7 protein-coding genes are annotated in these 15,927 nt (G+C 39.6%); all 7 read right to left on the reverse strand.

Features of this window, described 5'->3' with window-relative positions; translation table 11 throughout:
- Positions 1-41: 41 nt before the first annotated feature.
- A complete protein-coding gene (locus ACZZZC_RS17555; protein WP_463487782.1) occupies positions 42-839 on the reverse strand; it encodes a DUF4350 domain-containing protein in 798 nt (265 codons plus the stop codon).
- 26 nt (positions 840-865) lie between these two features.
- A complete protein-coding gene (locus ACZZZC_RS17560; protein ID WP_463487783.1) occupies positions 866-4,882 on the reverse strand; it encodes a hybrid sensor histidine kinase/response regulator transcription factor in 4,017 nt (1,338 codons plus the stop codon).
- A gap of 240 nt (positions 4,883-5,122) precedes the next feature.
- A complete protein-coding gene (locus ACZZZC_RS17565; RefSeq protein WP_463483340.1) occupies positions 5,123-7,801 on the reverse strand; it encodes a DUF4962 domain-containing protein in 2,679 nt (892 codons plus the stop codon).
- Positions 7,802-7,823: 22 nt separating this feature from the next.
- A complete protein-coding gene (locus ACZZZC_RS17570) occupies positions 7,824-9,287 on the reverse strand; it encodes a sulfatase family protein (protein WP_463483341.1) in 1,464 nt (487 codons plus the stop codon).
- Positions 9,288-9,291: 4 nt separating this feature from the next.
- Positions 9,292-10,725, reverse strand: a complete 1,434-nt coding sequence (locus ACZZZC_RS17575; RefSeq protein ID WP_463483342.1) for an alpha-L-fucosidase — start codon at positions 10,723-10,725, stop codon at positions 9,292-9,294.
- Positions 10,726-10,727: 2 nt separating this feature from the next.
- The gene (locus ACZZZC_RS17580; protein ID WP_463483343.1) at positions 10,728-12,593 is read right to left on the reverse strand and encodes a RagB/SusD family nutrient uptake outer membrane protein; all 1,866 of its coding nucleotides are present in this window, start codon (positions 12,591-12,593) and stop codon (positions 10,728-10,730) included.
- A gap of 11 nt (positions 12,594-12,604) precedes the next feature.
- Entirely contained in the window at positions 12,605-15,772 is a 3,168-nt protein-coding gene (locus tag ACZZZC_RS17585) for a SusC/RagA family TonB-linked outer membrane protein (protein WP_463483344.1), read from the reverse strand.
- Between the last annotated feature and the right edge of the window lie 155 nt (positions 15,773-15,927).

Genomic DNA, 15,927 nt, shown 5'->3' on the forward strand with positions numbered 1-15,927 from the left:
CATCCGAAGTTACTAACTAACCGTTGATTAACTGATGTTTATTAACGCTTTGATTTTATTGATTTTAGCATAAACTTTGATAGATCATCTGCTGCTTTATCATTCTTGAAACTTTGCGGTAACCTACCATTGGCATATTCATTATACAACCATGGATCACCAATGGCTAAAACAGTTCCCTTTCCATATTTAGAAATCACCATTGCAACCTCGCCTTTGCTAGTTTTTAAAACTGGCGTTGCTGTATGGCTTATGGAAATAGAAGAAGCGTCTTTAATAAAAATCTTTTTGGAGGTTTTAAATATCCGGTTGTTGCTTATAGTTATTGCTCCATCTTCGAAATGGGCATCATCTATAACATGAAGGATTAAATCATTATTAAATTTGAACCCAAATTTCTCCGCTAAAATATTGAAGTATTCCAGGTCTGCATTCGCTTTATCATTCCCTAAAAGCAATAGAACCCCTCCCCTTTTTACCCAGGCCGCTATTGCATTTGCATCCTCTGCATTCATGTAGTTTGGTTTAGGATTATCTTTCAGGTGATCAGGATCTACAATGATGTAAACATCGCTCGCTGCCAGCGTTTCCGCTGTTGGTTTTTGAAAAAGTACGCTAATTTCTTTTGCGCCATTACCCTTAAAAGATGCACCTAAAATAGAGAAACCGGTCATTTCCGTATCGTTCCACAAATAATGAAAAGGTAGGCTTTGTCCATTTGCGCTTGGCTTGGTTTCGCTGTTAAAGTAATGATCCAGCGTAACAACTTGACTTTGAACATAGCTACTTATACTAATTATTGCCGCTGTGAAGATGAATTTTAAATAGGTTTTTGTCATGATTAATTATGTGTGGATAATTTGGTCTAGCCTTTTTCTGAATCTAACTTGATCAGGTATTCGGTCGGCATACAACCATAGTATTGCTTAAAAGCTGTTGAGAAATAAGATGGGGAGTTGAACCCGCACATATAGGTAACCTGGGCCATCGTATATCGCTTGCTTTGCATCAATTCAACTGCCTTTTTAAATCTGATGGTTTTAACGAAATCAGTTGCTGATTCTCCCGTTATTGCCTTAAACTTTAGATAAAGGTTAGATCGGCTCATGCCAATCTCCTGACAAAATTTTTCTACTGAAAAATCTGAATCGGATAAATGTTTCTCTACCACATCTATTGCTTTTTTAAGAAACTCTTCATCAAGGGTATTGAAGGCCAGATTTTGAGGAACCACCTCCCTACTGCCGCTGTAATAATCTATCAAACGTTTTCTAGCTTTCAACAGGTTGGCAATTTTGGCGGCCAGCATCTCGATGGAGAAAGGCTTCGTAATATAATCATCAGCCCCCATTTCCAATCCCTTAATCTGCTGATCGATTTCTGATTTCGCCGTGAGTAACATCACAGGAATATGAGAAGTATTGATATTCTGTTTCACCCGTTTACAAAAATGCAAACCGTCGAGCTCTGGCATCATCACATCGCTCACAATCAGATCAAAAGCCTGTTCTTCAAGTATTTTGAGTGCCATAAGCCCGTCAAACGCAACGGTAATCCGGTAGTCTGTTTCAAAATATTCCCGCAAATAATCTAGTATTTCTTGGTTGTCATCCACTAATAACAAATGGCTTTTGTGCATGCCATCTGCTTCAACAACATTGGAATCTTCCAGAACCTCTTCAACATTTTGATCCGCTTGGCTGGTTAATGCTTCAGATACAGTAGAGAGTTCATAAATCTTACTGTCTTTTTTACCTAAATCGCCATAGGCAATATCTGAAGTTGGAATTGAAACCGTGAAAACACTTCCTTTACCAATTTGGCTTTCTGCAGTGATAGATCCATGATGCAGTTCAACCAGTCGTTTGGTGAAAGCCAGACCGACGCCTGAACCCAGGTTCATTTCCTGATTGTTGACCTGGTAAAAACGGTCAAAAATTTTGGCTAGATCATCCTGATCAATCCCCACACCGGAATCGCTTATTTTGATAATGGCATAATCTTTTGAGATAGATAAATCGATACTGATTTGATCTTCATTTTTAGTGTATTTAAATGCATTGGAAAGCAAGTTGAACAATATTTTCTCCATTGCATCATGGTCAAAAAAGAAAGCAAGCTTTGCCTGAGTAGAGCGGTAAGTATATTTGATATTTTTTTGATCTGACAAAGGCTTGAAAGATTCGTATATCTCATGTATAAAACTTACAATATCGCTCCATTCTACTTGCAAACGTCGTGTTCCGGTTTCTGTTTTCCTGAACTCGAAAAGCTGATCGACGAGATTATATAACCGCTTTGCATTCGTGAGCATCATTTCATGACGCTTTGTAATCGCTTTTTGCGCAAGTGGCTTATTGATCATTTCTTCAAGTGGAGCAAGAATTAAGGTTAGCGGCGTTCTCAGTTCGTGTGAAACATTGGTAAAAAAATCCATTTTCATCTGATTGATGTATCGAACTTTTTCTTTATCCACACGTTCAAGCTTTAACTGATGCAGTGCTCTAACACGCTCTGCAATAATTCTGTAAGCGACATAAGCCCCAACTACAGCAAAAGCGAATACCAAAGTGTAAAACCACCAGGTATTATACCAGGGTGGCAATACGTTGATTTGCAAACTTCGCACTGCACTGGTTTCTCCATTCGGGCCCACGGCCTTAATTTTAAAATGGTATTTACCTGCTTTTAAATTATTATAAACCACCTTCAAATCATCTGTTCGCTGCCAGTTTTCATCCACACCATCCAACATATAGAGGTAGTGGGTTCGGTTAGCTGATATATAATTGAAGGCATTGAAACGGATGGTAAACTGCTTATATTCAGAAGCGATCGAGATTTTATTGGTTTGATCCAGTGGATTTTCGAGTATTTCGGTTTCATCGCCCATATTCACCATTCGGCCGAAAACCTCAAGTGCGGTAAAGGATACTTTTAATGGTAAGGATTGTTGTTTTATATTCGATGGATAAAAATAAGAAACCCCGTTAATGCCCCCGTAAAGTAACATACCATCCCTTGCTTTGCAAAAAGCATAATCATTAAACTGATTATTCTGCAATCCGTCGCTTTCATCAAAAGTTTGCGCTGATTTGTTCGCTGGATTGTAGCGGACAAGCCCTTTGTTTGTAGAAATCCACAGGTTTCCTTCCTGATCGGATTCAATTCCATAAATGGTACCTGTGATAAAATCTTTTCGGCTTCGATGTGTGATGAACGTTTGGCTTGCTTCATCGAACAAACTCAAGCCTTCCCTTGATCCAACCCATATTCGCTGATTACTGTCTTTAGTTATACAGGTAATTACATCATCACTAATTTGAGATTTGGCGGTATTCCCAAACAGCATATTGTCCGGATAAAGCAAAGTAACTCCATTGGTTGTACCGATCCATATCCTACGCCTGCTATCTTCAAAAAGGTAAGTGATATCATCAGAGCTCAACCTTTTGCCAGCCTTATCCAAATGGACGTGAGAAAATAGCCCCTTTTCTGAATCAAATTGGTCTAATCCAGACCGGGTTCCCACCCAAATTCTGCCCTTATAATCTTTCAGCACACTGTATACCAAGTTACCGGCAATTGAATTTGGATCATTTTCATCGTGTAGAAAACGCTTAACCAATCCGGTAGCGGGGTTCAATATATTTAAACCGCCATTATGCGTTCCGATCAGTACTTGCTCGCGATCATCAAAAGCGATAGCTTTTATGTTGTTGGATGCCAATGTGCTGGCACTGCGCTCATTGCTGGTATAATAGCTAATCGTGTTGTTCTTTCTATCCCAATAATTCAGCCCCTTATCATTGGTACCGATCCAAAAATTACCTTTTTTATCCTGACTGATGGCGCTAACCACCTCATCATTTAATGATAATTTGCCCGTGTTTTGACTCAGCAGGTTAAACTTGATATCATTGCGATGATAATAATTTACCCCTCCATAAAATGTACCCAACCAGATCCCATCTTGCTTATCCCTGAAAAAACACCGAACTGAATTCTGGCTAATGGTGTAGGGTTGGGAAACCTGATGAAAATAATTATCAAACAGTCCGGAAGCAGCACTAAGAATAGACAAACCTTTGAAGGTTCCAAGCCAGATATTCCCCTGGGTATCTTTCCCTACACTCCTAATGTTATTATCGGCAATACTGTTCGCATTCGCTTGATGTAAAAAAATTTTCTTTTGTTTCGTTTCCGGATTGTAGCGAATCAATCCAGCTCCTTCTGTGGCCACCCATAAAACGTCCCCATCCAGATAAACTTCATTTATCGCTGCTTTCTCCGAACCCAGATCAATTTTTGATAATTGGTCCTGATTTCCCGATCTTTTGAAGAGCCCAACATCTGTTCCGATCAAAAGATCTTTTTTCCAGTTGCCGATATAAGCTATTTTCTTAATTCCATAATCGAAGAAATTAAAATTTACTTCCTCAAAAGCCTTTGATTTTGGTGACAATTGAAAAATACCACCAACAACTGATGTTGCCCAAATATTATGGTGTTCATCTTCAGTAATCGAAGAAACATACCACTCCCCTAAACTTCGAGGTAATTTATAGTTGATAAACTCATCTTTGGCATAATCGTATCGGCTAACGCCTTGATTACCTCCTATCCATAAATTACCCGCATGATCGACAAATAATGTGCGAATGTAATAAGATTGAAGGCTATTTGGATGAGCCTTAACAGGACGGTAGACTTTGAAGCCTTTGCTATCATAGCGATTGAGTCCGTCCTGCGTCGCCATCCAGATAAATCCCAGCGTATCTTGCTTTATCGAGAAAACGGTACTCTGAGAAAGTCCCTTGCTTACAGAAATATTCCTGAAATTACGATCAGAAACTTGCGCTTCCGAATCGCTAGTTATCAAAATAAAGCATAATACAAAAATCGCATTCAGCCACCTGAATCGGAGCCAATTTGCTTTTTGTATGATTGATAACTTCTGTAGAAGCATAGAGTTTTAGATAACCTGATGATTAAATATTCAAGATAAGCATTTATAAGTTTGCATGATCCAAACACTTAACAATACGAAGTTAGCGATACATCATGTAAGCCACTTTTAAATTTGGTTAAAAATCTTTTAATAGTGATCAATTTTAACATGTTAGTTAGCACTATCATATTTCAAAACATCAGGAAACTGATCGACCACCTCTTTTTTGACAAGCTTACCATTGATCATTTCGAGCAAAACAGAACTTCCCTTTAGATTTGAAACAAAGGCCTTCCCTTGAAATTTTACCGGCATATCACCATAAGTAAATAACGATTTGCTTTGCGCTCCATCTATTGTTAATGCAGCCTTTTTCTCGCCATTCAATTGGGCCTTAATATGCCACTCTCCTAGCCTTACTTCACAAATTCCTTCATTGCTATCAGGCATTTTAATCACTTCCACCTTACCGGTTTTAAGTTGTATAATCGTTAAGAACCTAAAGTTTTTGGATGGCAGAGACGTGATGCCCGCATGCCATTGATTTTTGAAATCTTTGATTGCACCTGCATCATCAGTAACCTTATTCCAGTTTTCCGCAGGTTCAGAAAATTGATTATGTACCACCAGGTTAATCGGACTGTTCGCAAAAACTGTAGTCAGGCTGCGTACAGAATCATTTTCAGTTGTGAAATCCTTTCGATTTGTTGGATTCGAATTTTCTGCTTGCATCTTACTGTATGGTGCATGAAACTGAGTGGTCCATTTTACAGGTTTGTTGGCTGATAGTTCATCGTAAAGCACAATATATTCGCCCGCAAGCTGAAGCATGTGCCTACGATATAATGTTACTCCCGATTCCCCATAGACGTTTCCTTTACTCGGCTGGACTTTGATCTGATCGAAGCGGTTCAGCCAAAACTCACTTTGAATCTTACCGTAAGCATTGCTGGCATCTCCCAAAGCATATTGAATGTTTTTACCACTGATCGATCTTGGTATCCAACCAAATCCTTCTTCGCCAATCTTTTGACTGATGCTATCGGCTAAAATTGTTGAATATGCCCTGGAACTTCTGTAATAAAAAAGGTTATGTTTATCGCTAAAATTGCTATAGTACCCGCTTCCACCAAACAGTACCTTACCTTTATAATTTACGGTAAAAGCATTTTGTGAAGCATGTCCGTGACCTGATGCACCAAAAGGACTGCTTAATAAATAACTGCTTAGGTTATTTCTGGCATCGTTGAGGTTTTCATGCATGGCCACAACGCCTACATCGTTGAATGCCCTGCTTTTGGGTAAATCATCAAAAGATTTTGTTGCGATCTTTCGGTCTGGCTTGTAATTAAGCAGTCTAAAAAGCAGATAATCATCCGTTCCTCTGAAATATTCAGGATTATCGATTTTTATCTTCGCCACATAATTGTTTAGATAGGGATTATTTACTTTAAGAGCTAGTGCATCTGCAAACCAGGCTTCTCCTTTTACGATGTATGGAATATTTTCCCACATATCACCCGTTGCTGTCGAGGCAGAACCGTTAGGATGCGTATAGATGAGATAATAGGGTAAGTTTTGCATCCAGGGAAGCTTAAAATAATCTACTCCACTAAAATCACCGAACATTTGAGAGAGGTAAATAATCGATTTAAAGTTAACCCTAAAATAGCCATTTCCTTCATGCCAACCTCCATCAGTTGTACCCAAAACCGGAAACCTCGCCGACCACACTTCGTACATATAGGTTAACCATTCTTTTGCTTCCGGTACTTCGTTAATTACTGAAACTGTTGCAATAGCGAGGTTTCTTAAAGTGATTTGCCAAACATGATTATCGCTCACATGAAGCTCAAAACGGTTGGGAAGATGATCATAAACCCTCTTCGCCCGCATCGTAATCATATTTTTTAAGCTGAGCCTTTCTTCTTGATTTAAATAATCGTAGCCCGCATCATAAAACCAGCCCAAAGCTTCCAACACTGCGCCACTTGTAAAGTCATCGCCGGTTGCCAAACCATTCGGATCCATGCTGGCAATGTTCAACGCCCTTCTTTTAGCATCCAGGATGAAACGTTTGTCTTTTGTTAACTGGAAGGCAATGCAAAGATTTCTAACTGGTGTGCCTACTGCATCACCAAAGCCGTGGTACATCCGCTCGATAATAATCTTTTTTTCCAAAGGTGTTTTACCTGTGGTATCAATAATTCTTTGAGGTTTTTCGACGGGAAGCGGCTCCAGCATCAATTTTTCAGCGAAAGCAATAAACTTTTTAGCTTCAGGATTTTTGAGATTTCTGTTGTAAAAGTCGTCTCCAATCTGGTTCATGTTCCACAACAATGGATGTGACCCTTCGTTCCGTTTTAGCACAGTTTCGATTGATGGAGAAACTGGTAAACTGGCGTACTTGGGATCTATTAAAAAGTTGTAGGTTTCAGACCAAATCCAGTTGTTGCTGTTTTTAAGTGCGTAGCCATATTTCCAATACCATTTGCCAGGTTTCAAAGCCTGATGCAAGGGATAAACAGCCCATCGCTGTTCCGTGCCCGATATCACATTATTTTGAAACTTTGGATCTGTGGCTAACATCACTTTATATTTTACGTTTCCGATATTGGGATCTTCCGGAATCTCACTACCACTTTCCATTGGTAAAACCTTATTCTTACCATTCGTGCCTGGCCATAATAAAGCTGGTGCATTGGTTGGAACCGTTATACCATTAGCTGGATATGGCCACTCCCGTACTCGGGCATGAAGTTTTGCTTCATTAACTTTTTTTACACCTATCTGCTGTGCGAAGGAATTAAGCGAGAGCAAGGAAATAAAAACTGCTATAAAAATTTTCATTATCATATATTGATATACTTTACTACAAACCTGAATTAAATTTATCGCCATTTTTCGTGCACCATTGCTTAAGGTAATTTCTCATTTTTAATAATTTGTTTTTGCTTGCATTTTCCTTAGCCAGATTATGCATCTCTCCCGGATCCTTTTTCAGGTCGAACAGTTGCTCACGCAGTAGCCCTTTATTGTAAACGATATACTTAAAATCCTTTGTGATCACCGCTCTTCCACTAATACCCAGCAATTCTTCATTATCGGCGAATTCTGTTTCTATCACCAATGTATCACGAAGTGAAATGTTCGGCTTAATCAATCTTTTACTTAAATCTATTCCTTTCAAATACCCTGGCATCTTTACAGCGGCAAGCCCACAGATTGTTGGAGTCATATCAATGCCATTGCAAACCAGCATATCATCTGTACGGGATTTTATTGACCCATCCAGTTTGGAAATGATAAAGGGGACTTTAGCGGATTCTTCATATAAAATCTGTTTCTGATTCCAGCTATGGCCAGCGTATCCATCGCCATGATCTGCAGTGAAAATGATAATCGTATTCTTTTCTACCCCATATTTTTGAAGAGAACCCAGTAGCATTTCGATATAACTATCCACTTTTTCGACCAAACGGTTGTAAGCCCATCGATATTGACGCCACTGATCTCCGGTCCAGCCTACTGATGGGTAAGTGCGCAAACCAACCGTTTTTTGCTGATCCCTTACAATTTTAGGTTCCAGTTCGGGAATTCGCCAGTTTGAAGGTAAGGGCGGGCACTCCGCTACAGGCGGTGCATTTGAAATGACATCCATCTTTAACGTCTCACCCCTTGCCCACTCGCAAATATCATGGGGATTTAAAAAGGAAGCAACCAATAAAAATGGCTTATCTTTATTTTCCTTAATAAATCTGGCGCAAAAGGATGGCGTTGCGGCATCATTATAATCCAAGAAATTGGTATTTTCTATGTAATTGAATCCATGTTGGCTAACTTTGCTTGTGGGCACAGGCAAGTGCCACTTGCCCACATATCCAGTTTGGTAACCTTCATTTTGAAATATTTTACCCATCATCAGTAGGCTATCTGGCCATTGCCCATCTTTTTCAGGCGCATTGCCAACAAAACCTGTTTCATGAGGCATTTTGCCGCTAAAAATTGAAGAACGCGATGGCGTACACAGAGGCTGCGCACAATAAGCCTTGGTAAAACGAACGCCATTTTTCGCAAGTTTATCCATAGCAAGGGTTTTTAAATATTTATTCCCCGCAGCACTCATGGCTTCAGCAGTCTGCTGATCGGTCATGATGACAAGTATATTGGGCTTGCTATTTTTCTGTTGTGCAATTGCTCTAAAACCTACAACTGCCAAGGCAAGGAAAAATATAAATTTTAAAAACGTACTATTTTTAAAATTGAAAGTTTCTACAATTACTGACATATCAGAATCCAAATTAGGCGTCATTTGAAAAGAATAAGCTCTTTCCATAAAATTAATTGAAACTAAATGCTAATGCCGGATTCATCTTTCCGACTAAATTTTCAGGAACATCCACTACAACTGTCTCACCGTCGATTTTCCATTTTACAGCCTTATCAGTTGCCAGTAACTTTATCTTCGCTCCCCTTTTTGGTATATTACCTTTCCAGCTTAAAGTGGCTGGTAACTTCTCACCTTCTTTGATGCAGACTATGGCATATCTTATCATTCCATCTTTGCTCTGCGTAAACCAGGTCAAATCATCGTTGTATTTCTCGGTTATACGCGTTCCGTAAATCGCTTTACCATTCAATTTAAGCCAATTACCTACTTCTTGTAGCGGCTGCTCAACCTCTTTAGGGAATTCTCCTTCGGGCGTTGGGCCAAAGCCCAATAACATATTACCACCTTTAGCTACTATCTCTGCCAAACTATGGATCACCCAGGCGCTAGATTTGGTTTTCTCTTCCTTGCGATAACTCCAGCTTTTGGTTAATGTAATGCAAGTTTCCCAGGGATCTTTCATCTGAACTTTAGGGATAGATTGCTCAGGTGTTTTAAAGTTCTCATTCGGGCCGTGAATTGTCCTGTCAGCCACTAATATACCTGGTTGTGCGACTCTAGCCATTTTTACGATGCGGTTCATGTCTACATCTTGTGAATATGCTGGATAAGGTGCCCGCCCCCTTTTATCAGTTGCAACTGGATTTTCTAATTCTCCTTTTTTAGGTGAACGTATCCAACCGCCGTCAAACCATAGTACATCTATGTTACCGTAGTTGGTAACGAGCTCATTGATCTGATTGTAGGTAAAATCCTTAAATTTTTTCCAGCGTTCAGGAAATTGATTGGTATTATAATTCACATTTCGGCTGGAAGTCGGTTGGCGATCCCACCAGAAGAAAGAAGAATGCCAATCAGGCTTGGAAAAATAAGCTCCTATCATCATCCCCTGTTTTCGATAAGCCTCAAATATGTATTTGGTTACATCTGCTTTAGGATTATTCTTGAACGGACCGTTGGTTATTTTATAATCGCTTTGTTGGGTATCGAACATATTGAAACCATCGTGATGTTTTGTGGTAAATACGATATATTTCATCCCCGCATTTTTAGATATTTCTGCCCACTTTTCGGGATTGAATTTTACCGGATTAAACTGATTAGCCAAATTCCAATACCATTTTTTATAGGCTTCATAACTCATAGTGGTGTCTCTTTTTGGCCATGACTCCCCACAAATCGGCCAGCTTTCCTGAATTCCAGCTTGCGAATAGATACCCCAATGCAAAATAACTCCAAATTTAAGATCTTGCCACCTATCCAATTTTTTCCGAACCAAAGGATCAGATGGATATTCGTACTGTGCAGAAGGATTATAAATGTCTTCTTGTGCATGGACTAATATCGGAAGACTAAGAAAAAGAAATAATGTTAGTTTTAGCATGATTAAAATCCTGGATTTTGTCTGGTAATATTTTTGTTTACATCCAACTCATTTTGTGGCAGTGGATAAAGTTCATGTTTACCCTTCACAAAGTTTGTACTCGCTACATAAGCATACTGTGAACGTATCGCTTTAACAGCATCCTGGGTTGATTTTATCTTATCTCCAAGTAAATTCCATCTAATCAAATCAGATCTGCGCATACCTTCGAAGCACAATTCCCATGCTCTCTCGTTTTGAATTCTTAGCAGAAATGCATCCTTAGACAATCCTGTTGGTAAATCTACAGTTGCGTTTGTACGCTTGGGTTGTAGGCCAGCCGTTAATACAGCGCCCGTACCTACACCGTTAATGGTAAGGGTTGGTGGTGTTGTATAGCCACTGCCAGAATTTAAAATAGTTACTGCTGAGATTCTTCCAGATGTAATTACGGGTACTGCATAAGCATCAACGCCAGAACCTGTGATGCTAATTGTTGTAGCGGCTGTGTAACCAGTTCCACCCGCAGCAAGTGTAATCGTAATTGCACTTCCCATTGTGTTGGTTCCATAAGCTCTCCTCCTCACCGTATTAATTGCATCGTAAGCTTCTATCGTGGGCCCGTTATTCAATTCATTATCAATCTCTGCTTTCATCAGCAAAACATCTGCATAACGCATGGCAACATAGTTGATGTTAGTGTAGCTTCTTTCCAAAGCTGAGTTTTTCTGATACTCGCGGCTCCACTTCCCAGGTGTCCAGGTTTCATCTTGTCTGGCGGTTAACAGTGGTACACGGCTTCCATTTGCATCCAGGCTGTACCTGGCAATTGAAAAATCACGACGAAGGTCGCCATTATCGAAACTGGTATAAAAAGAGGCTGGAACAAAAACTCTATTTAATGTACTACTATAAAGACCGTTGGCAGTTAAGCCGGCATTAAAATAGCCAAAGCTTGAACTCGAGGTTGTGGTAACGGTGGGCGTGTAGAAAGAAATTTCAAAAAGACTCTCTTTTGGCTCGAAAACCTGCTGCGATTGATTTTTGAAGACCTGGCTATAACTGCTGTTCAATTGGTACAGTCCTGATGCAATCACTTCATTTACCTGCGTTTGGGCTATCTGATAATATTTCGCGTAATCATTTGCCGTTTGCATGGTACCATTTGCCCTTAACGAATATCCCCCAGCAAATAGCGCCACACGTGCCAATATTGCTTTCGCCCCAAATTTGTTAATGCGCTCATCAATTGGAAGAGATGCCGGCAACACGGCAATAGCTTCCTGCATATCCTTCATTACCTGCTCATAGATTACAAAACGATCGGTAAGGGCTAATCTTAAGTCATCTCCGGTAACCGAACTTTTTGTTTTAAATGGTACATCGCCCCAAAGCCGAATCAGTTCTGAGTAGTAAAATCCTCTTAAAAATTTTGCTTCGCCCAACATCCTATTTAGATCAGCTTTTTCAGCAGCCGATCCACTAGTAAACAAATCCATTTGCGGAATACGTTCAATAACCACATTTGCACGATCAATGCCTGCGTATAGCGTTGACCATGTATTGTAAAACATTGAATTTCCAGCCAGGTAATAATAATGCGAAACCTCTCTAAAGTCGTTCACGGTAGTTCCAGGGCTCAAAAACTCGATATCTGTGTCGGCATCAAATACCAATGGAATGTTCCAGGCATAGGTATTTGGACTTTTCATTGCCTCGTAAACACCCAAGGTGGCCGAGTAAGCTTCACTCACAGATCTAAAATAATTTGCTGATGTAAACGCAGAATACGGGGTGGTTTCAATCGATTTTTTGCAGGAAACCAATGGCATCAGTGCAATTAAACCAATCACTAAAATCATTCTGATGTTGATATTTATATTTTTCATTTCGATCGATATTAAAGGGACAAACTTAATCCAGCTACAAAAGATTTTCCTCTCGGATAGGCACTGAAATCTACCCCAGGCGTTAATGGATTATTAATCACGCTTACTTCCGGATCATAACCAGAATAGTTTGTAAATACATGCAGATTATACGCAGTGAAATAGATTCTGGCATTTTTGATTTTTACTTTCTCCAACCATTTCTTTGGAAAGGTATAACCTAAGCTCACATTGTTGATCCTTAGAAAAGAGCCATCTTCTATAGCATATCGGGTTAACCGACCTGCAGTAACACCAGCAATAGAGGCAACTGTATTTTTTCCACTGTTCAATGCTTCTAGTTCCGCAGGATTGGTTACCAATTGCCCTGACGCATTTATATTGGTCCATCTATCGGCCTGAAAAGCAAGATTACTATTGTATTCACCTGTTATGGCCAGATTGTTTTGGATATTGGCATTGTAGATATCATTGCCATAAGTGAAATCCAAAAAGACACTTAGGTCAATTCCCTTATAACTAAAGCTATTGTTAATACCACCCGTGAACTTAGGATTCGCATTTCCGATAACAGTACGGTCAAAATCATTAATCAGGCCATCTGGAGTACCATTCGGACCACTTATATCTGCGTATTTGGCATAACCTGGCTGCACCACGGTTCCATTGTTTACCACACCACTTTTTAATGTATAAGTATTGGTAGTCGAGTTAAAATTAAAATCATTTACCTGATACAATCCATCACCGATGTAACCGTACATGATACCAACAGGCTGTCCAACCTGCAAAATATAATCATTAAAAGAAGTATTATAGCTGCTCACCAGTAACGAATTTTCTTCATTACTCAATTTTAAAACTTTTGTTCTGCTGAATGCAATGTTGAAATTGGTATTCCACTGAAAAGCGGCATTCCGGATATTCACCGTGTTCAGCGTAAATTCGATTCCCTTGCTTGATGTTTCACCAATATTCTGGAGCTGAGTAGTAAATCCAGAACTGGCCGGAATCCGGGTATTGTATAATAGGTCCTTTGAACGGTTATCGTAAATATCTGTTGTAAGGGTTATTCTTTGCTTCCATAAACCTAAATCCAAACCCACATTACGCTGCACTACCGTTTCCCACTTTAAAAATGGATTAGATAAATTAGACTGATAAGCAGTGCTGATAATCTGATTGTTTAAAGGATAATTACCCGTAACAAATGTACTTAGTGAAGCATAGTTTGCAATCCGATTGTTACCAGAACTTCCATAACTCACACGTAACTTTAAATCAGAGAAAATTTTGTTGCCTTCCATAAAAGGTTCCTGTATAATCCGCCAGGCTAATGCAGCCGAAGGAAAATAACCAAATACATTTTCCGATCCGAATTTAGAAGAGCCATCTCTTCTTAAGGAAGCACTCAATAGATACCTGCCTTTGTAGGCATAATTTCCTCTCGCGAAGAAAGAAAGCAATTTATCATCTTCGGCATAAGATGTTGGAAAACCCGCCACAGTACCAGCGCCGAGATTATCAAAACCATTATTAACAGGCGGAAAGCCACTTGCTGATGCTGAAAAATTTTCCAAATAATTATAAATATATTCCTGGCCGATTGAAATATCCATTTTATGGTCTTTCATAAATGTGTTGGCATACGTTAACACATTATTAAAGGAAACGCGTTGGGCGAGTGCATCACTAATGCTTCCGCTAGGTCCACCCGCACGAATCGCCTGAATGTTAGCCGCATCGATGAATGTCTTAATCTTATTGATTTGGCTGGTATAGCTAATCAAACCGTTATAAGTAAGGTGATCGAGAATATTGTACCTTGCAGTTGCACTGGCGTTTAAACTTTTGATTGATTGTTTAATCTGGCGAGAATTGAGCGCAATCAGAGGACTTTGAAAAGCTGGATTCCCCTGGTTATCCAACGGATCAATGGCATCATCCAGTAAATCAAGATCATTGTTATTTTTTCCGTTTATCGGGCGATACTGAAGTAAGGTTTGCAGAAAACTTAACCGGGCATTACCTCCCGTTTGTGTTCCTCCAGTTCCATAAATTGCCTGATTCGAATAATTTACAATGCCTGTCACTACCCCCTTTTTCCCGATATTGTTGGTTACCGTCAGTTTAGCGATATCCTTATTTGCACCGCTATTCAATAATAGTCCATCATTGTTATTTTTGGAATAGAAAAGATTGTATCTGATTTCGCTGTTACCGCCGTTGATGCTAATTTTATGGTACTGGTTCATAACCGTTTTACCTAACACCTCATCTTGCCAGTTTATTCCAGGTCTGTTGCCATAATTGATCTGTAGGGAATCAAAAGAGCCATAGGTATTGATAAATCGCTGAAGCCTGGTGGCATCTCGAACTGAATTTTCGTAAGCATACTGCGCATATTGAAGCGGACTCAATACAGGCAAATATTTGCTTGTAATTCTTGCACCTACGTATCCATCATAGTTTATAGTGGTCTTCCCGCCTTTAAGTTTTTTGGTGGTTACCAAAACCACGCCATTGGCCCCACGGGCGCCATAGATAGCAGTGGCAGAAGCATCTTTCAATACATCAATCGATTCTATGTCCATCGGATCTAAAAAAGCCAACCCTTCCGTTTGTGGTACACCATCCACCACGTATAAAGGTTCGTTACTTTGCGTAATCGAAGTTCCCCCTCTAATTTTAATCGATGGCTCAGCCCCAGGATCTCCGCTACCCACGGTAACCTGCATCCCGGCAATTCTTCCCTGCAATGCCTGGGCAACGTTCTGTACAGGCACTTTAGCAATTTCAGTTCCACTGATGGATGAGACAGACCCTGTTAGACTTCCGCGGGTAGTTTCCTGTCCGTAGCCTGTAACCACAACTTCGTTAAGTGTATTGGATTCGTCCTGCAATTTTGCATTGATATCAGTTCTGTTATTCACACTGATTTCTATCATTTTTGATCCCACGTACCTGTAAACAAGTATGGCATTTGCGGGCACTTTAATTTGATAGGATCCATTTTGTGAAGATATCACCGCGTTCTTCGTGCCTTTTTCGAGAATTGTCGCACCTGGGATTGGTTGGTTAGTTCCATCTCGAACCACGCCTTTTACCGTAATCACAGTTTGAGCTTGCGATACTGCAACTAAGCATAGCAAACATAGCATAAGTACGATTTTTTTCATTTTAGTTAGGTTAGTTTGGTATATATTATTGGTTAGCTATTTAGATATTGTATTTGCCGAAGTTCGATTGCAAATAGTCAATCATTACCGAAAACGAATCTAGGTTTTCGAATTCATTATGAGTTTTAAATTTGATTAAATCAGTATCAAAATTG

It is taken from the genome of Pedobacter sp. AC212 (assembly GCF_979258625.1).

Coding starts and splice junctions, on each gene's coding strand:
- ACZZZC_RS17555 (WP_463487782.1), bottom strand. CDS start 839: ATGACAAAAACCTATTTAAAATTCATCTTCACAGCGGCAATAATTAGT.
- ACZZZC_RS17580 (WP_463483343.1), bottom strand. CDS start 12,593: ATGAAAAATATAAATATCAACATCAGAATGATTTTAGTGATTGGTTTA.
- ACZZZC_RS17585 (WP_463483344.1), bottom strand. CDS start 15,772: ATGAAAAAAATCGTACTTATGCTATGTTTGCTATGCTTAGTTGCAGTA.
- ACZZZC_RS17575 (WP_463483342.1), bottom strand. CDS start 10,725: ATGCTAAAACTAACATTATTTCTTTTTCTTAGTCTTCCGATATTAGTC.
- ACZZZC_RS17565 (WP_463483340.1), bottom strand. CDS start 7,801: ATGAAAATTTTTATAGCAGTTTTTATTTCCTTGCTCTCGCTTAATTCC.
- ACZZZC_RS17570 (WP_463483341.1), bottom strand. CDS start 9,287: ATGGAAAGAGCTTATTCTTTTCAAATGACGCCTAATTTGGATTCTGAT.